Annotated in this window: 13 protein-coding genes and 1 tRNA gene; 4 read left to right on the top strand and 10 right to left on the bottom strand. The window is 48.4% G+C overall.

Annotation, left to right across the window (positions count from 1 at the left end; all coding sequences use genetic code 11):
- Positions 1-16: 16 nt before the first annotated feature.
- From HHL17_RS06125 to dnaA, 10 genes are all read right to left on the bottom strand, one after another.
- Positions 17-1,654 carry an arylsulfatase gene (locus tag HHL17_RS06125; protein ID WP_169223878.1) on the bottom strand — a complete coding sequence of 546 codons (1,638 nt, stop codon included), beginning with the start codon at positions 1,652-1,654 and terminating at the stop codon, positions 17-19.
- A gap of 22 nt (positions 1,655-1,676) precedes the next feature.
- Positions 1,677-3,149, bottom strand: coding sequence for a RagB/SusD family nutrient uptake outer membrane protein (locus HHL17_RS06120; protein ID WP_169223877.1), 1,473 nt, complete (start codon positions 3,147-3,149; stop codon positions 1,677-1,679).
- Between the two features lie 29 nt (positions 3,150-3,178).
- Positions 3,179-6,235, bottom strand: a complete 3,057-nt coding sequence (locus HHL17_RS06115; protein WP_169223876.1) for a SusC/RagA family TonB-linked outer membrane protein — start codon at positions 6,233-6,235, stop codon at positions 3,179-3,181.
- Between the two features lie 458 nt (positions 6,236-6,693).
- Positions 6,694-9,048 carry a TonB-dependent receptor gene (locus tag HHL17_RS06110; RefSeq protein ID WP_206155917.1) on the bottom strand — a complete coding sequence of 785 codons (2,355 nt, stop codon included), beginning with the start codon at positions 9,046-9,048 and terminating at the stop codon, positions 6,694-6,696.
- A 134-nt stretch (positions 9,049-9,182) separates the two neighbouring features.
- Positions 9,183-9,650, bottom strand: coding sequence for a GNAT family N-acetyltransferase (locus HHL17_RS06105; protein ID WP_169223875.1), 468 nt, complete (start codon positions 9,648-9,650; stop codon positions 9,183-9,185).
- 94 nt (positions 9,651-9,744) lie between these two features.
- Positions 9,745-10,755 (bottom strand): PDDEXK nuclease domain-containing protein, encoded by a 1,011-nt coding sequence (locus HHL17_RS06100; RefSeq protein WP_169223874.1) that lies wholly within the window; start codon positions 10,753-10,755, stop codon positions 9,745-9,747.
- A 288-nt stretch (positions 10,756-11,043) separates the two neighbouring features.
- Positions 11,044-11,134 (bottom strand) — tRNA-Ser (locus HHL17_RS06095).
- Positions 11,135-11,192: 58 nt separating this feature from the next.
- Positions 11,193-11,495, bottom strand: a complete 303-nt coding sequence (locus tag HHL17_RS06090; RefSeq protein ID WP_169223873.1) for a hypothetical protein — start codon at positions 11,493-11,495, stop codon at positions 11,193-11,195.
- A 2-nt stretch (positions 11,496-11,497) separates the two neighbouring features.
- Positions 11,498-11,680: a hypothetical protein gene (locus HHL17_RS06085; protein WP_169223872.1), complete on the bottom strand. Its 183-nt coding sequence runs from the start codon at positions 11,678-11,680 to the stop codon at positions 11,498-11,500.
- A gap of 212 nt (positions 11,681-11,892) precedes the next feature.
- Positions 11,893-13,326 (bottom strand): chromosomal replication initiator protein DnaA, encoded by a 1,434-nt coding sequence (gene dnaA / locus HHL17_RS06080; RefSeq protein ID WP_169223871.1) that lies wholly within the window; start codon positions 13,324-13,326, stop codon positions 11,893-11,895.
- A 559-nt stretch (positions 13,327-13,885) separates the two neighbouring features.
- On the opposite strand from dnaA, the gene HHL17_RS06075 reads away from it, so the two are divergent.
- From HHL17_RS06075 to HHL17_RS06060, 4 genes are all read left to right on the top strand, one after another.
- Positions 13,886-14,269 carry a DUF3127 domain-containing protein gene (locus HHL17_RS06075; RefSeq protein ID WP_169223870.1) on the top strand — a complete coding sequence of 128 codons (384 nt, stop codon included), beginning with the start codon at positions 13,886-13,888 and terminating at the stop codon, positions 14,267-14,269.
- A 159-nt stretch (positions 14,270-14,428) separates the two neighbouring features.
- A complete protein-coding gene (locus HHL17_RS06070; RefSeq protein ID WP_169223869.1) occupies positions 14,429-16,000 on the top strand; it encodes an NAD(P)/FAD-dependent oxidoreductase in 1,572 nt (523 codons plus the stop codon).
- A gap of 46 nt (positions 16,001-16,046) precedes the next feature.
- A complete protein-coding gene (locus HHL17_RS06065; RefSeq protein WP_169223868.1) occupies positions 16,047-16,991 on the top strand; it encodes an ABC transporter ATP-binding protein in 945 nt (314 codons plus the stop codon).
- Between the two features lie 18 nt (positions 16,992-17,009).
- Complete coding sequence (locus HHL17_RS06060) at positions 17,010-18,314, top strand: ABC transporter permease (RefSeq protein ID WP_169223867.1); 1,305 nt, start codon at positions 17,010-17,012, stop codon at positions 18,312-18,314.
- Positions 18,315-18,339: the final 25 nt, after the last annotated feature.

Raw genomic sequence — 18,339 nt, 5'->3', positions numbered from 1 at the left:
TTTTTGGGTGATGACCTTATTTTTTTCTGCCTGCCGGCGATGTGGGACCTCCTCCTGTTGGACCGGCAAACCCGGCAGGGCCAACGGGTTTGATCTTATCATAATCCACCACGTTATTGTTTTTAGCCCATACGTCGTAGGCGGCCGACAGCTCTTTCACCACCTCTGGCTGCTGTGCTGCGAGATCGGTGGTTTCGCCACGGTCGCGGTCAATATCATACAGCTCCCATTGTTTGGATGGGTATGACGATATCAGTTTCCATTTGCCCTTACGCACGGCCCTGTTGCCCGCCCGCTCCCAGAATAAAGGCGCTGCCCTGTCTATCTCCCGAAGGGAAAAAAATAAAGGTGCAAGGCTCACTCCCTGTAATGGATTGGTAGTAACGTTCTGATAAGTGGTTGGATAAGCAGCACCGGCCACTTCATAAAAAGTAGGCGCCAAGTCTATCAGGTGTGCTGTACCGCGGGCGATACCACCACCTTTGATTTTGGCGGGAAACCACGCGATCAGCGGAGAACTGATACCGCCTTCATAAGCGCTGGCTTTGTAAGAACGGAAGGGAGAGTTAGACACATGCGCCCAGCTCTGCTCCTGGTAGTCATAAGAACCGGCGGAACCGATGGGGCCCGAACTGCGCTGCCGCTTTCTGCCGGTAGGGATAAATCCGCCCTGGGCACCATTGTCAGAAATAAACACGATCAGTGTATTATCATCTTTCTTCAATGCTTTCAGTTTATCGAGGATCTTACCAATACCCTGGTCCATGCGGTCTATCATGGCCGCATATACTTCCATTTTTTTCTCCCATAACTTCTTCTCGTCATAGGTAAGACTTTCCCACTCCGGCACTTCAGGATCAGGCGCGATGGTGGCGTCAGGTTTGATCAGCCCCAGTTTTTTCTGCCGGGCAATACGTTCCTCACGCAGGGAATCCCAGCCAATGGCATAACGGCCCTTGTATTTGGCGATATCTTCCGGAAGCGCCTGCAAAGGCCAGTGCGGCGCATTGTAAGCCACATACAGGAAAAACGGTTTACTGGTATGACTTTGCTCTTCGAGAAATTTCACCGCATGACCGGCAATTTCATCTGTGAGGTAATGCCCCGGCTCCAGGTTGAAACGTTGGTTATTTTCCACCAACGGCACCGGTGGCACTTTGTCTGCATATTTACCTATATCAAAATAGTTGCTGGCGCCGCCGATGAAACCAAAGAACCTGTCAAATCCACGCTGGTTGGGCCAATAGATGCTATCATCGCCTACATGCCATTTGCCGGACATCAGTGTGCTGTAACCCGCTTGTTTCAGCACTTCTGCCAGTGTCAGCGATTCCCGGTTCAGGTATCCCTGGTAAGCCGGCAAACCGAGATTGACATTAAAGAAGCCGATACCCGCTTTGTGATTGGACTGCCCCGTCAGCAAAGACGCGCGGGTAGGCGCGCAGATAGAGTTATTGTAAAACTCCTGCAACCGCAGCCCTTCGGCTGCCAGCCGTGACAGATTAGGTGTTTGTATCTCTCCGCCATAAGGCGCAATATCGGAGTAGCCCATGTCATCCACCATGATGAGGATGATGTTGGGTTGCTGTTTCTGCTGGGCCATGCTCCAGCTGAAACAGCCGAGCAGCGCCAGGGTGGTAAACATCTTTTTCATCAGACATACTTTAAAAGCGATATCAATAATTAACCCACAGCGGGTCTTGTTTCAGTTTGGGATTGAGGTTCAGCTCCCGCTGCGGTGTCGGGAAATGGATATGCCTCGGTGCCGCCAGCGTTTTACCCGCGGCTTTCAGCACTTTGACGTAGTAGTCCGGCCCGCGCCTGACCAGATCAAACCAGCGCTGGTACTCATACACAAACTCTTTTCTTCTTTCCTGGAATACGGAATCGCGGAAGTTATCGGCACTAAGACCCGGCGCCACGTCCTGCAAACGTACCACACCGGAACGCAACCTTACGGCGTCTATAGCTCCATAAGCCTCAGCAGTGGGACCATTAATCTCATTGAGGGCTTCGGCATAGATGAGTAATACCTCCGCATAGCGGATAATGGGGAGGTTTTTGGAAGACTCTCCCTGACTGCCCACTACCGCAGGGTCGTAATATTTGTTGAAGTGCGGTTCAAACGTATAGAGCTTCCCATCGGTAGGGCTTATCATCTGTGTGATAAAGGTGACAGCCTTGCGCGCATCACCTTCGGAAAAACTTTCGTATAGCCCTCCCTGTTTGTGCAGGGCGTCAGCATAATCACCATTGATACCAGGCACTTCATTGGGTGCAGAGCGGCTGGCCAGGCTATTGCCCTGATAACCGGAATTGCCCTGAAACTGCGCAGAAAAGATATGTTCAATACCATTCTTCTTGCCTACATTGAACACATCAGCGTAACTATCAAACAGGCCATACCAGTGACTGTCAATCACCTCTTTGCTTTTGGCAGCTGCTTTTGCCCAATCTTTCCGGGTGAGATAAACTTTAGCCAGCAGGCTCTTGGCTGCGCCGGCAGTGGCCCTCCCGATATCATTAGCGCCGTACTCGCCGGGAGCAGGAAGCCCTTCTGCAGCGGTAAGGTCGCTGATAATCTGAGCATATACATCAGCTTCCGGCGCTTTCTCTACGTACAGCGCCTCTGGCGACAGAGAGCCAGGTTCATGCAATACCAACGGTACCGCGCCAAACCATCTTACCAGGTTAAAATAGTGGAGGGCACGCAGGAATTTAGCTTCATTGATCAACCTGGCACGTATCGTTTCGGAGATATTTTCTTTTCTGATCAGGGCAATCTTGTCTATAGCAATGTTAGACACATTGATGGCATCATAGCTCTGCTTCCACAACTGTTCCATCCTGTCATTGGAGGCATCATGGGTAAGGCCTGAAATAGCCCGCACATGGGCATTGCGTGCTCTTGGCCCTGCTTCATAGTCATCGGTGGCCATTTCCACGCCTATCTGGAAAAGGCTGTTGTACAGTGACTGGCCCGTCTCGTATAACTTGCGGTAGGCCGCTGTCACGGCCGCATTGGCCTGGGCTTCGTTCTGGTAAAAGTTATCGGTGATCAGTACTGATTCCGGATGCTCATCCAGTTTGGAGCAGGAAGCTCCCAGTAGTACCAGCAACACACTATATCGTAAAAAAGCTTTTTTCATACGTTCATTTTTTGGAAGATGAATAACGACTACAGGGTAACGCGTACGCCTGCACTGACTGTCCGCGATACCGGATAAATGCCCAGGTCTGTTCCAGGGGAGACATTATTGCCGGAAGTGACTTCCGGATCAAAACCCGTGTAGGATGTCCATGTCAACAGGTTTTGTGCAGACACAAATACATTAATAGCTGATACTTTCCCGATGATGGACTTCGGCAATGAGTAGCCCACCGAAACATTCTTCACGCGGAGGAACGAGCCATTTTCAATGAACCTGTCTGAGAACACCGGCGCGGGGTCCAACTTGGCGCGCGGCATCGTTTGACTGGGATGCGTGGGTGTCCATCGGTCGAGGGCAGAAGCTGCTGCATTCTGCTGACCCGTAAACAGCTCCAGTGACTGCCGGTTGGAGTTCAGGATTTTATTTCCATAAGAGCCTTGCAGGAACACGGAGAGCGAAAAGCCTTTCCAGGAAAAGTTATTGCCAAGCCCGAGTATAAAATCCGGTTGCGCATTACCGATAATCGTACGGTCATTGGCGGTAGTAAAAACGCCATCACCGTTGATGTCTTTATACAGCCGGTCACCCGCTTTAGGTGCAGCATTGCCGGTATATTTCCCCTTGGTGGTTTCCTCCCCGGTTTGCAGGATACCGTCTGTGACGGTGCCGTAAAAGCTGCCCAGTGGTTTTCCTACCTGGATGATGTAGTTCCCGCTGATATAGGACTGGGCGCCGTTACCGATTTTCAGTACTTCATTGCGGTTAAAGGAGATATTAAAATCGGTGTTCCAGGTGAAGGCGCCGGTAAAGTTCCGGCTGCTAAGGCTCAGCTCTATGCCTTTATTGAGTACCGATCCGAAATTCTGTAAGGAAGAAGTTTGTCCGGAGGTCCAGGGAATTTCTACATTCAACAGCAGATTGGTTGTCTTCTTATAGTAGGCATCTATGGTAAACAACAAACGGCTGTTGAGGAAAGCCGCATCCAGACCGGCATTATACTGATATGTCTTCTCCCATCCCAGCTGGTCATTTGCCAAACGGGAAGGAGCAAAGCCGGTGGCCATATTTTTCCCGAAGAGATAGTTCAGGCTGTATAACGTAGCGAGCGACTGGTACTCCCCAATTTCGAGGTTACCGGTAGTACCGAAGCTGGCGCGTAGTTTCAGGTCATTCACCACATGGGATGCCTCTTTAAAGAACGGCTCATTGCTGATGCGCCAGGACGCCGCGGCGGAGGGGAAATAACCCCACTTATTGCCTTTCCCAAAACGGGACGAGCCATCTGCCCGGATGCTGGCAGTAAAGTAATAACGGCTGTTGTAGTTGTAGTTAACACGCGCCAGGTAAGAATGCAGCACCCAGGCGGTAGCATCGGCGAAAGGACGTACCAGCGTGGCGCCGCTCTGCAAACTGTTGTAGGTCAGGTCATCTGTAACAAAGTTCTGTGCGCCGGCTCTTAGAATGTCGCTTTTGAATTCCTGTTGCGTGAAGCCCGCTAGCACATCGAAAGTATGTTTAGCAATATTGCGTGTATACGTCACCGTGTTTTCATTCAGCCAGGAGTAAGCGTTGTAGGTACCACGGGCAGCGCTGCCTTTGGTTTGTATCCCTTCGTAGATAGTGGATGGGATATAATTTTTTTCGGTGGTATTGTTCACATCGGCGCCCAACAACACTTTCAAGCTGAGACCATCGAGCAGGCTATATTCCGCAAAAGCCGTTCCCAGCAAACGATTGGTAGTGGACTTGTTGATCTGTTCATGGATAGTGGCCACCGGGTTGGCGAAAATATTTTCAAAAGGATTACGCAGGGTATAGCTGCCATTAGGTTCGTAGATAGTAGCGGTAGGTGGCATCGATAACAACGAGGTAATAAACCCGGAAGGTGCCACATTAGCATCAGACTTATTAACAGACAAGCTGGCGCTTACTTTCAGCCTATCTAACGGCTGCGCATCTACGTTGGCCCTGATACCCAGGCGGGTAAAATCCGTGTGTTTAATAATCCCCTGTTGATCGAAGTAGTTGCCGGAGAGCAGGTAGCGGGTTTTGGCGTTGCCGCCGCTGATAGACAACTGGTGGTTCTGCACCGGCGCCGTACGGAACACAGCATCCTGCCAGTCGGTGCCTTTGCCCAGCTGGTTGATCTGGTCCGGCGACAGGTACTGGTTAGGCCCTTTAGACGGATTAGCGTCGTACAACGCTTCGTTGCGCAGGATGGCGAAGTCATGGGCGTCCAGCAGGTCTATTTTCTTGCGAAGCGACTGTACGCCATAAGAGCCTTCGTAGTTAAGCGTATTTCTTTCTGCTTTGCCTTTGCGGGTAGTGACGATCACTACGCCGTTGGCGCCACGGGAGCCATAGATCGCCGTAGCCGAGGCATCTTTCAGGATATCGATGCTTTCTATGTCTGCAGGATTGATGCTGGCCAGGGGGTTGACAGGCGCGCCCGTGAGGATGCCGGGGCTGGCGGTGCTGTTGTAGATGGGAAAACCATCGATGACATACAGCGGTTCGTTGCCGCCTTGTATGGAGCTGCCGCCGCGGATGCGGATGCTGACGCCGCCGCCGGGCTGCCCCGATGTCTGCGTTACCTGTACGCCGGGGATAGCGCCTTTTAAAGCCTGATCAAAAGAGCTGACCGGCTGTTTCAGCAGCGGACCGGAAACAGAGGCGATAGCGCCGGTAAGGTCGCTTTTTTTCTGTGTGCCGTAGCCCACTACCACCACATCGTTCAACTGGCTCTGTATAGCTTCCAGCGGAATCTCAATGTGGCCGCCGGTAGCGGTCACTTCTATTTTACGATAACCGATATAACTGATGATCAGCGTATAGGGAAATTTCTGCCCGGTAACGAATACAAAACGGCCTTCTGCATCCGTGGAAACGCCATGCGTAGTGCCTTTGATATTAACTACCGCGCCGGGTAACGGCTCATGGGTACGGGCATCTACCACCCGCCCCGTCAGGTGCGAATTGATCAGCGGTGTGGTGGGTACCTGCGCCACCACCAGCAGAGGCAGAAGATAAAGCATAGATAGCCCTATCCATGCCAGTATGTTTTTTTGTAACATTCTTTGCATGTTTTAAAAGTTTAGACCACCCGCTGCCAGCGTTGTTGGCAGCAGGACATAACAAGGCCTGCCCGGAGAAAACGGGCTTCTCAGAGAAATGATAAAAGGGAAAGCGCCGGAAAGCTGTTACCGTCTACAACAGCATACGAAACAGCACCGCGCTCCGCATGTACGGTTAAAGTAGTCAGTGGTTGACATCTACTTAAAGTTTAGTATTGAAGAATAAGTTGCCCGCAACACTGCTGCCGGTAGTTTTATCGGGTGGTGCTAAAAACTACGTAAGGCCGGTTCTGCTGTATATAGATTGGTTTTACAGTGTGCTCTTGTATGACAACGGCGTAAAAGTAATACTATTTTTATTAGTACACAATATTTGTAGACTATTCGTTGTGAGATTTTTTTGTTAACTGGTAGAAAGTTAACCATAAACGAAAAAGCCGGGCTAAACCCGGCTTCTTTGCTATTGATTAGAATTTAAGACTGATACTCCCCGTGAAACGTGCCGGGTTTTGCGGCGTTAACCGTACCGACCAGGCTTTTTCACTGGTCAGGTTATCTACCTTGGCGCCTACACGAATTTTGCCATAGTCATAAAACAAGGCGGCATTCAGGATGGTGTACGACGGGATGATCACCTTGGCCGTCTGGGTATTGGTTTGGTAAGAAGCACTGCCGGCATTACCGCCGAAACCAATGCCGAGGCCTTTCAGTTTACCTATCGGGAAGCGGTAACTGGCCCAGAAATTCAGCATTTTATCTGGTCCGGACAGCGCAGGGCGCAGCCCTTCAACCGATTTATCCGCCTTCGTGTATTTACTGTCGTTATAAGCATATCCAGCCACAATGTTCAATCCCGTTACCGGCGCAGCAGTCACCTCCACTTCCACGCCTTTGCTTTGCTGGGTACCGTCCTGGATGGAATAGTTCACATCATTGGGATCTGTGCGCAGCACGTTCTTTACACGGATATCGTAGTAGCTGACCGTACCAACCAACTTATGGTCCAGCACATCCGCCTTTACGCCGTATTCCAGTTGATTGCCCTGTTCCGGTTTAAACGAATTGCCCTGTGCATCTGAACCGCTTTTGTTGAGGAAGCCATTCATGTAGTTCCCAAACAGGGAGACCCTGTCTTTCACCACCTGGTACACGAGGCCCAGCTTGGGAGACAATGATGTCTGGCCGTAAGCGCCGTTGGTCACTCCGGTAGTGATGTTATACACACCCTGGTTCTCGTAGCGGTCCAGTCGCAGGCTCAACATCGCCATCAGGCGGTCCGTAAAATTGATCACGTTAGACGCATACACGGCATAGGTATTATCGCCATTGTTCTCCCGGCGGGGCGTGCCGTTGGGCACCAGCGCATCGATATCAGCACGGGTGATCTTGTAATTATTACCCGGATTGATAAAGTTCACGGTAGGACCATTCACGGAAACGCGGTCAAATGAATTGGAATTGTTGTAGTAGTCCAGTCCCACTACCAGGCGGTTCCTGAAAGAACCCAGTTTAAAGTCTCCGATAAAGTTCTGCTGGATATCTGTGGCTATGAAAGCGGTATAACCCACCATCACCTGTGCACGCAGGGTGGAATCTGAGCGGCCGTTCAGCGCCGTGATATATCCGTCGATGGAGGAGCGCGCACGGGAGAGGATCGTCTGGGAAGTCCAGTTGGAAGATATTTTATAGTTCACCTGCGCAAAGATGTTCATCATCTGTGTTTGATAAGCGATATCATTGCCCAGGAACATACGGTTATAGGGAAAACCCATATCAGCGATAGATTGCGTTTTATTGCTGCCGGTGTAGGGATTGAAACGCACCACCGAAGTGCCTTTAGCCTGACCGAATTCCACATCCAGCAGCAATGACAGTTTATCTGTGATCTGATAAGAGAAGCTGGGGGCCAGGCTCAGGCTGCGGGTAAAGCCCATGTCCTGAAAACTCTGTTCAAACGTAGTAGCGCCATTCAGGCGAAACAGCATGGTTTTATCTGTATTCACCGGCGTGTTCACATCTACGGTCAACCGGTTAAAGTTCCAGTTACCACCATAGTAGGCCACTTCACCACCAAAACCGTTATAAGGTTTTTTAGTAACGCGGTTGTACAAACCTCCATAGCTACTGGACACATTAGTGCCAAACAATGTGGCAGACGGACCTTTGATGGCTTCCACCCTTTCCAGGTTGGCCGGGTCGATAGCAGAAAAAGCTGCTCCAGCAACACCATTTCTGGCATTAGGTTCTGTTTCAAAACCGCGGGAACGGAAAGTGACACGGCCCTGATTGGCCAGCATGGGGATACCGGCACCGGGCACATTGCGGGAAATACTGCCAAGATCAAGCGCCATCTGTTCTTCTATCAGCGCTTTCGGCACAATGTTGTACACCTGCGGGTTTTCCAGGTTTTTCAGCGGCAGGCGGCTGATATAGATACTCTCTTTATGGGAGAACTTATTCACGTTACCGACCACCCTCACTTCCTGCAAGGCCTGTATATTTTCTTTACTAAACTGATAATCCAGTACCGTTGGTTGTCCTGCGGTGATGACCACCGTAAAATCCTTTTCAGTAGCGCCCAGCATCTGTATACGCAATGTGTATGTTCCGGGGATGATGCCACTGATCTGGTATTCCCCTGCGTTGTTGGTCAGCGTTCCTTTCTGCAGCACCGGTAATGACACTGATACCAGTTCCAGTGGCTGATGGTCCAGCGAAGTAATTTTACCGGACAAGGCCCCTGTTGTTTCATACTGGGCAGCCACCCACAAAGGCAGCAGGATCAATATCCCCCATACCATCCGCTTCAACATAATGCTCATGCAAAAATTTTTTGCAAAGGTAGAAGCAGGCAAACGGAATGGTTTATGAATTCAGGAATAATAAGGGGCGGTATTTGTGCATTCAGGAATTTTGGAAGGATTGCATTACTGAATGAATATCGGAGTTAAGCATATCAATCTAACCTCTTTGTCATTAACGTCTCTTCAAAGCCTACCCCATAATGGTAAACAGTAAAGTCCTTAACCTTCTGCCAGCCATTTTTGTAATAGAATGCAAGTCCGGCGGGTGATGCAGCCAATTGTAAAGTGTCTATTCCCCGGGCACGCGCGTAATTTTCCAAATGCGACATCAATTGTTTTCCTATTCCCTGGTTCACACGTTGGAGCCGTGTATAAAAACCCACCACGAAATTGCCGTCAAGCGCTATAGTGCCAATGATGTCTCCATTTGTTTCCGCACAGAACACGGTTTGTTGATTTATCTTTTCAACCATTGTCTGTTCGGAATAATACTTAATAAATATCTCCCATTGTTCGGCGCTGTAGTGAGGCTTTAACAGGGCTTCCGCATTTTCAGAGATTAAATCACTTAATCGTTTTGAATCGAGGGGAGAAGCTTCTCTGATAGTAATTGATTCCATGCTAAACTATTTAATGATATAATTCCCTTACATCCGCATGTTTGCACTTGATAACTTTTAGTTACCGCTGTTAGCTTATTTATCTTAAAAACGACTAATTAATATCCTTTTCTTCAAAACTCACTAACTCTTTATTTACCTCATCCAATAATTGCTTTTCAGTTGGTAGGTAAAGCTTATACTGGCTGGCAATGATTTGTTTTTGTCCCTCCGGTAACGTGAACTTCACCACTGCATCATTTTTATTCGCACAAAGCAAAATACCGATGGTGGCGTTTTCGCGTGGCAATTTCTCAATCCGGTCGTAATAATTTACATACATCTGCAGCTGCCCTATATCCTGATGGGTTAGCTTTTGGGTTTTTATTTCAATGATTACAAAACATTGTAGCAGTCGATTATAAAATACCAAATCTACATAAAATTCATCGCCTTCAATATGAATTCGTTTCTGCCTCGCTACAAACGAAAAGCCATTGCCTAATTCTAATAAGAAATCCTGCAGATGAGTAATAATGGCGCTTTCCAAGTCTTTCTCATAATATGCTGCTTCCCGCTTCATTCCCAGAAATTCCAGCAGTATAGGGTCTTTGATGATTTCTTTAGCATCCGATGGGAGTTTTTCTTTTTTTGCTACGGCCAGAACACTCTCTTTGTCATTGCTTATCAAAAGTCGCTCATATAAGTTACTGTAAACCTGCCTTTCCAATTGTCGTGAAGTCCAGTTATTTTTTATCGTTTCAGCAATATAGAACGCCCTTTCATCTTCATTATCAACACTTAACAGCAATTTATACTGGGTCCAGCTCAATTGCGTCCGCAGTGCGGACGCAATTGGAAATGTGCGGTAGAACTGGCGATAACGCTCCAATTGCCTGATCGAAAAACCGCTACCAAATTCGGGTTGAATCTTTTCAGAAAGGTACTTTATCAGATAGGTGCCGTAATCTGCCCGACCTTTTCCTGCTTGTTCTTCTTCAAAAATACGTTTACCAATATGCCAGTACATCAACGTCCGCTGATGGTCTACTGCACGAATAGCATTTTCTCTTGAATCTGAAATGATTGATTTAATGTCTGTAACAAACGACTGGTTGATTAACATAAATATGGGTTTTAACAATTTGGATTGATATGGGTAACAAAATTCCTCCTTAAAACTAAATCCTTACCTGTGACTCGCTTGCAAATATCCTTTCAGGATCATCCAGTACACAGCACAATGAAGGAGATAGCAGCTTCGTTCTTAACGAATCTGCTACAAAACACAACAGCGATACAAGTTCTTATCAAACTTCTACCGCTGTTTTGTACTATGCGGGAGTCAATATCTACCCCCGAAACCTGTTAAAATTAAAAAAGCCTTCAAACTATGTTTAAAGGCTTTTTTTCGCGGTGAGGGAGGGATTCGAACCCTCGGTACAGGTTTAAGCCCGTACGACGGTTTAGCAAACCGTTCCTTTCGGCCACTCAGGCACCTCACCAGTTCCTTTGTGAAGGGGTTGCAAAAATAGGAAAAGTTTTATATTCTCCAAAAGCAATTTAATTTTTTTCAGAAATTTTCTTTGAAGCAGCGGAATCGCGGGTTAATACCAGGAAGTAAAACCGGGTTTGTTTTACCCATCCGACTTGTATCACCAGTTGATAGGACCCTTTCTGGTAAAGCGTTGCAGGGAGCCTGTCGAATGCGCTCAGGTCATTTTCGATGGCAGGAGAACCAGGGATGTCTTTAATTCTTTCATATCCGGATTTGCCCGGATTTACCAGGTTGCCTTCTGACTCTTTATGTTGTGTTGCGCAAATTTCTTTACCGGGTGTGAGCCTGATTACGTCCTGTGTCCCCACGTTCACCCACATTGGTCCTCATCTTTCGTTTGCTCCATTTCCCAGCGATAACTGATTTTATTCAGGCACGCACCAAGTGCTTCCTGTGTATGGATAGTATCCAGCATCTTTTCAAGATCTGTCAATAGCAGTTCGCGGCTGCGGATACCGGTATTTCTCTCGTTGGAGGCAGCATCATAGATCAACCGGTAGATCTGTGGATACTCAGGCAGGCAGCGATGTAATTATTGAAGAACAGGAAGGCGGCTACCAGCAGCACGCCCCAGTTAATACGGCGCAGGTTCATAGGTACAGTTATAGTGCATTTAAATACATGCAAATATTTATAAATATATAATAAAAAATAATGCCGCTCCGGTGTGGAGCGGCATTATTCAAATAGGTTAGGGGGTGGCCATTACATAGCGGCCAGCTGTACTTTTTGCTGTAGTTCGATGACGCTATCGCGGAAATTATTATCGGTATCCATCAGGTCTTTAACAGTCTGACAGCTGTGGATCACCGTAGTATGGTCTCTGCCACCGAAATGTTCGCCGATGGTTTTCAGAGAATTTTTTGTGAATGATTTAGCTAAGTACATGGTTATCTGTCGCGCCTGTACGATTTCGCGTTTGCGTGTTTTCTGCAGCAGTTTATCGTAAGGCACGTCGAAGTATTCGCAGACCATTTTCTGGATACTTTCGATGGTAATTTCTTTGGAAGAAGTTTTAACGAAAGACTTCAGTACACGTTTGGCCAGTTCGAGGTCAATCTCTTTGCGGTTCAGGGAAGACTGTGCCAGCAGGGAGATGAGCGCACCTTCCAGTTCACGTACGTTGGTTTGTATGTTATAGGCTACATACTTCACCACTTCCTTTGGCATTTCCAGTCCGTCGTTTCTCATTTTGAGTTCCAGAATTTCCATTCTGGTTTCAAAGTCCGGTATCTGGATATCCGCGCTGAGGCCCCAGCGGAAGCGGCTCAGCAGTCGTTCCTGTACGCCATCAAGGTCCTTGGGGGCCTTATCCGACGTGAGGATCAGTTGTTTGCCTGATTGATGCAGGTGGTTAAAGATCGCGAAGAATGCGTCCTGTGTTTTTTCTGCACGGGCAAAGAACTGGATGTCATCCACGATCAGTACGTCTATCAGTTGATAGAAGTGAATGAAGTCGTTGATGATATTGTTCTTGGAGTGATCAATAAACTGGTTGATGAATTTCTCGGCACTCACATACAGTACAGCTTTATTCGGATGAATACGCTTTACTTCATTGCCCACAGCCTGTGCGAGGTGTGTCTTTCCCAGTCCAACGCCACCATAGATCACCAATGGGTTAAAAGATGTACCGCCTGGTTTTTCCGCGACCGTTTTTCCTGCCCGGCGCGCCACACGGTTACAATCCCCCTCTATATACGCGTCAAACGTATAGTTTGGATTGAGCTGAGAGTCGATCTGTACCCGTTTGATCCCTGGGATCACAAAGGGGTTCTTTACCGGGTTATGTATGGTTAACGGAAAGTCTACCTCATTATCTTTCTGGGGCTTAGTGAACTGCGTAGGCATATTCACCGTTCTGGGATGTTGATGTGGTGTACCGTTCTCCACTACAATGCGGTATTCCAACCGGGCTTCTTTACCTAATTCTCTTTTTATTGTTTTCCCTAACAATCCCACATAATGCTCTTCAAGGTATTCATAAAAGAATTGGCTGGGGACCTGGATGGTTAAAACATTGTTTTCAAGTTTAATGGGCTTAATAGGTTCAAACCAGGTTTTAAACGGCTGCCATTCCACAATATCCCTAATTATATTAAGACACCTTTCCCAAACTTGTTCGCAAGTTTTATTCATTGAGATAAAATAAATTAGTTGTTTCTTAATTAAGGATGCTGCTTAGTTCTCGAATTTTTAGAAATCTCCCAACGCAGGATGTTGAAAAATTTTCAGACAGGACGACGAATATCTGTAGAAAATGTTGAAAAAAAAAATTTATCTACCCTTGTTTATATTCTGCTGACAACAGTGTGTTGATACTGCGCCATGCCCTGCTGCCAGCGCTTTACAGCACTAACGTTACACGGATTTCAGTACTATAAACTCCGTTGATTAGCAACATCTTTGTCTTTCTCATTGTCCTTTTTATCATAAATATGGATATATAACTGATAAAATAATATCGCACCTCCTCATGGCAAAAAAAACGACCGCAGGAAAAGGGTGAGATATTCACAATTTTTTCTGCGAGGGTGCAAAACTATGTTAGTATCTCCATTTAAAAAAATGTGTTTCCAATTAGTTATTACCAGATAAATTTATTAGATATCCGCGCGCCCGGTTTAAATAAAAAATATTTGCACGCACTTAGCTGAATACCGTATCTTTGATGCTTCTGAATTTAAAAAAATTTTCTATGAGTTTTGAAATTACCGGAAAGCTGATTGTGAAGTACAACACGGTACAACGCAGCGAAACTTTTAAAACAAGAGAGTTCGTTATTGAGAAATCCGATGATATCAATGGCCGTGTGATTAACAACTATATCAAATTCCAGTCCGTACAGGACCGTACAGGTATCGTTGACCGGTTCAATGAAGGCGAAAACGTTAAAGTTTATTTCAATATCAAAGGCACCAGATGGGAAAAAGATGGCAAGGTCAACTACATCACCAACCTGGACGCATGGCGTATGGAATCTGTAATGGCAGCTCCTGCTCCCGGCGCAGACCCAATGCCTAACTACAACGCTCCGCAGATGCCTGCTGCCGGCGATGGTGGCGACGATCTGCCATTTTAATGACCACCCGGTCATGTTGAATGACGAGACGAATTTATTGCGAAGAGCTTAGCGTATAATGCTTCAAAAGCACATTATCCGCTAAGCTCTTCGTTATAAAGTCAAAGCTCAAAATTTATAATTCATAACTCTTTTTAGGATAACTCCCTAACTACGTTTATGCAACAACAAATTTCCCTGAAGCTGACGCCTGCCGACGCAGCTCATCCCTCCCACATTACTACACAGGCTGCTGCCGCCCTCGGCGTAAAACCTGCTGCCATCACCGGCTACCACCTGCTCAAACGCTCTATCGACGCACGTTCCAGACAACAGGTATATTTCATCCTCACCCTGCTCGTATTTGTCAATGAACCCTTCCATGAAAGGGTACATGCACATCCTGTCTACAAACCACTGCCAGCCAACGCTCCGGCAGTCATCATCGCCGGCGCAGGCCCTGCCGGCCTCTTCGCCGCCCTGCACCTCATTGAAGCCGGCATTAAACCCATCATCCTCGAAAGAGGCAAAGATGTACGCGCACGTCGCCGCGACCTCGCGGCCCTTAATAAAACAGGCATCGTCGATCCCGATTCCAACTACTGCTTCGGGGAAGGCGGCGCAGGCACCTACTCCGATGGTAAGCTCTACACCCGCTCCAACAAAAGAGGCGACATCAACCGCATCCTCAACATATTCGTATACTTCGGCGCGGAAGAGAAAATCATGATCGACGCACACCCGCATATCGGTACCAACAAACTACCGCATATCATTACGGCCATGCGCGAACAGATCATCGCCGCCGGCGGAGAAGTACACTTTGAACAGAAAGTCAGCAGCCTTCAGATACACAATGGTGCTATTACCGGCGTAGAAACCGCGGCAGGACACACTTTCAGCGCACGCCACGTGATCCTTGCCACCGGCCACTCGGCCCGCGATATCTTCGTCATGCTCCACCGGCAGAACATACTGCTGGAAGCTAAACCCTTTGCCCTCGGCGTTCGCGTGGAACACCCACAGGAACTGATCGACAGCGCCCAGTACCATTGCGACCTGCGCGGCGAATACCTGCCACCTGCCAGCTACAGCCTCGTGGAACAAGTGGAAGGACGCGGCGTGTTCTCCTTCTGCATGTGCCCCGGTGGCATCATCGCGCCGGCAGCCACAGATCCCGGTGAACTGGTGGTCAACGGCTGGTCGCCCTCCAAACGCAACAACCCATACGCTAATTCCGGTATGGTCGTTACCGTAGATGAATCCGACTTCGCGCCATTCGCCCACCATGGCCCACTCGCAGCCATGTATTATCAACAGGCGGTGGAACGCCAGGCCTTCCTCGCCGGCGGCGGCCACTTCGTGGCGCCAGCACAACGGATGACCGACTTCGTGAAAGGCAAAGTATCGGCTACGCTGCCCGATTGCTCTTACCTGCCCGGCGTCAACAGCACAGACCTCCGTACCGTGCTGCCAGCAGCTGTACACCAACGCCTCGCCGGCGCTTTCAAAGCTTTCGGCCGTAAAATAAAAGGCTACTATACAGATAATGCCATCCTCGTGGCGACAGAATCACGTACATCCTCCCCCGTAAGGATACCACGCGACAACGATACACTCGAACATCCCCAACTGACAGGCTTATACCCCTGTGGTGAAGGCGCCGGTTATGCCGGCGGTATCGTATCCGCCGCAATGGACGGGGAACGCGTGGCCGCCATGATCGCTACCCGTCTCCAGACATTATCATGATGAAAGGCATAGCACATCATTCACGAATAATTGCTAAATTTTCATCATGAATCTACTCGAAGTCAAACACCTGAAGAAGCACTATGCCACCCATAAAGCCGTGGACGATATCAGCTTCGATATCCGGCAAGGCAGTATATTCGGTCTGCTCGGCCCCAACGGGGCCGGGAAAACCACCCTGCTACGCATGATCACCGGCATATTCTACCCCGATGAAGGCTCCATCCTGCTCAATGGCAAACCCTTTGATCCACAGCGTGACACCCCGCTCATCGGCTACATGCCTGAAGAAAGAGGCCTGTACAAAAAAATGAAAGTAGGCGAACAAACCCTCTACCTCGCACGCCTCAAAGGCCTCAGCGAAAGAGAAGCCACGGAGAAAATCAAAAAATGGTTCGATAAATTCGATATCAACTCCTGGTGGAACAAACGCGTAGATGAACTCAGTAAAGGCATGCAACAAAAGGTACAGTTCATCTCTACCATCATGCATGACCCTAAACTGCTTATCCTCGATGAACCTTTCTCCGGCCTCGATCCCATCAACTCCAACCTGATCAAACAGGAGATCTTTAACCTCGCGCAACAAGGCACCACCATCATCTTCTCCACTCACCGCATGGAACAGGTGGAAGAAATATGCGACCACATCATGCTGGTCAACAAAGGCCATAAAATACTCGATGGCAGCGTTAAACAAATCAAACAGGACTTCAAACAAGGACTTTTCCGTATAGGTCTTGGCGTAGTGCCCAACGCGGCACAGATGGCCACCTATCACTTCACCATCATCAGCATACACGAAAATACCGTTACGGTAAAGATGAATGAAGACAGCTCCACCAACGATATCCTGCTGCACTTCATCCATCAGAACATACCCGTTACCTATTTCGAGGAAATATTACCCTCCATCAACGAAGTATTTATCACCCAGGTCCAACAAACGGAGCAAGCGCCTGTTCCCACAGCTGCGCAGCAACCAGCCTGATCACCCAGCACATCGACTATGAACAAGATATGGCTTATCATCAAGAGAGAATTCCTTACCCGCGTCCGCAAACGCTCCTTCCTGGTAGTAACACTACTGGTGCCAGTGGCATTTGCCGCCATGATCATTATCCCCATCCTCATGGCTATCGGTGGCAACGAAAGCAAACGCATCGCGGTCATCGATAAAAGCGGCATTTTCAACAACCAACTGCCGGACAAAAGAGGCGTCTACTTCAAATACCTGCCAGGCGCCAATCTCGACAGCCTCAAACGCCACTATCAAGCGGAAGACTACTCCGGTATTCTTTATATACCAGATATTGATATTAACCGCCCGGCCGGACTTGAATACTACAGTAAAGGCCAGGTGGGCATCTCCCTGGAAACAGCGATCAACAGTGATATCAATAATGTGATCGAAAGAAAACGCATGGAGCTGGAAGGCATCGACAAATCCAAGCTGGACGCGCTCCGTTCCAATATCGCCGTCGAATTCAAAAGCGGTGATGATGAAAAGAAAGGCAACTCATGGGTAGCCTACGGCGTAGGGTATGCCTGCGGCTTTACCATCTATATCGTACTGCTGCTGTTCGGCACCTCCGTGATGCGCGGCGTCATGGAAGAGAAAGTGAACCGCATCGCTGAAGTGATGATCTCCAGTGTAAAACCTTTCCAGCTGATGATGGGCAAGATTGTAGGTATCGCAGCTGTGGGACTGTTACAGTTTCTCATATGGGGCGTGCTGATCTGCGCGATCTATACCATCATACCGCTGTTCCTTTCTCCGGAAAGTATCCAGGCAGCCAGTCAAGGCAGCATGATGGCGCAAGGCAACCATGCTGAGGCAGCCGAGGCTTTCCGCCGGGTAACCGACGTGGTAGACAGCATCAACTGGTCATTGCTGTTATCCTGCTTTACCTTTTATTTCCTCGGCGGCTATCTGTTCTATTCCTCCCTGTTTGCCGCTATCGGCAGCCTGGCCAATGAAGATGCCTCCGATGTGCAACAACTGACCTTTCCCATCACAGTGCCCATCATTATCGGTATCATGATCATGATGAAAGCCGTGCATGACCCGGGCAGCTCACTGGCTGTATGGGGCAGCATTATTCCTTTCACCTCGCCTATGGTAATGATGGCCCGTTTGCCTTATGGCGTGCCGGGAACCGTGCCTTACTGGCAACTGGCATTATCTTTTGCTTTTTTGATCGGAGGTTTTATCGTGAACACCTGGGCAGCCGGAAAGATATACCGCACGGGCATTTTGTTATATGGTAAAAAAGTTACTTTGAAAGAAGCCCTGAAATGGGTGATTAAATAATTTAGGGATTTTTTGATTTACGAAT

This window comes from Chitinophaga fulva (genome assembly GCF_012927205.1).
GTDB lineage: Bacteria > Bacteroidota > Bacteroidia > Chitinophagales > Chitinophagaceae > Chitinophaga > Chitinophaga fulva.
The sequence above is the reverse complement of the archived record's forward strand: the minus strand, read 5'-3'. Positions and strand labels throughout refer to the sequence as shown.

What these genes read in the sequence shown, in the direction of transcription:
- HHL17_RS06125 (WP_169223878.1), bottom strand. Translation starts at nt 1,654, where the DNA reads ATGAAAAAGATGTTTACCACCCTGGCGCTGCTCGGCTGTTTCAGCTGG.
- HHL17_RS06120 (WP_169223877.1), bottom strand. Translation starts at nt 3,149, where the DNA reads ATGAAAAAAGCTTTTTTACGATATAGTGTGTTGCTGGTACTACTGGGA.
- HHL17_RS06115 (WP_169223876.1), bottom strand. Translation starts at nt 6,235, where the DNA reads ATGCAAAGAATGTTACAAAAAAACATACTGGCATGGATAGGGCTATCT.
- HHL17_RS06110 (WP_206155917.1), bottom strand. Translation starts at nt 9,048, where the DNA reads ATGAGCATTATGTTGAAGCGGATGGTATGGGGGATATTGATCCTGCTG.
- HHL17_RS06105 (WP_169223875.1), bottom strand. Translation starts at nt 9,650, where the DNA reads ATGGAATCAATTACTATCAGAGAAGCTTCTCCCCTCGATTCAAAACGA.
- HHL17_RS06100 (WP_169223874.1), bottom strand. Translation starts at nt 10,755, where the DNA reads ATGTTAATCAACCAGTCGTTTGTTACAGACATTAAATCAATCATTTCA.
- dnaA (WP_169223871.1), bottom strand. Translation starts at nt 13,326, where the DNA reads ATGAATAAAACTTGCGAACAAGTTTGGGAAAGGTGTCTTAATATAATT.
- HHL17_RS06075 (WP_169223870.1), top strand. Translation starts at nt 13,886, where the DNA reads ATGAGTTTTGAAATTACCGGAAAGCTGATTGTGAAGTACAACACGGTA.
- HHL17_RS06070 (WP_169223869.1), top strand. Translation starts at nt 14,429, where the DNA reads ATGCAACAACAAATTTCCCTGAAGCTGACGCCTGCCGACGCAGCTCAT.
- HHL17_RS06065 (WP_169223868.1), top strand. Translation starts at nt 16,047, where the DNA reads ATGAATCTACTCGAAGTCAAACACCTGAAGAAGCACTATGCCACCCAT.
- HHL17_RS06060 (WP_169223867.1), top strand. Translation starts at nt 17,010, where the DNA reads ATGAACAAGATATGGCTTATCATCAAGAGAGAATTCCTTACCCGCGTC.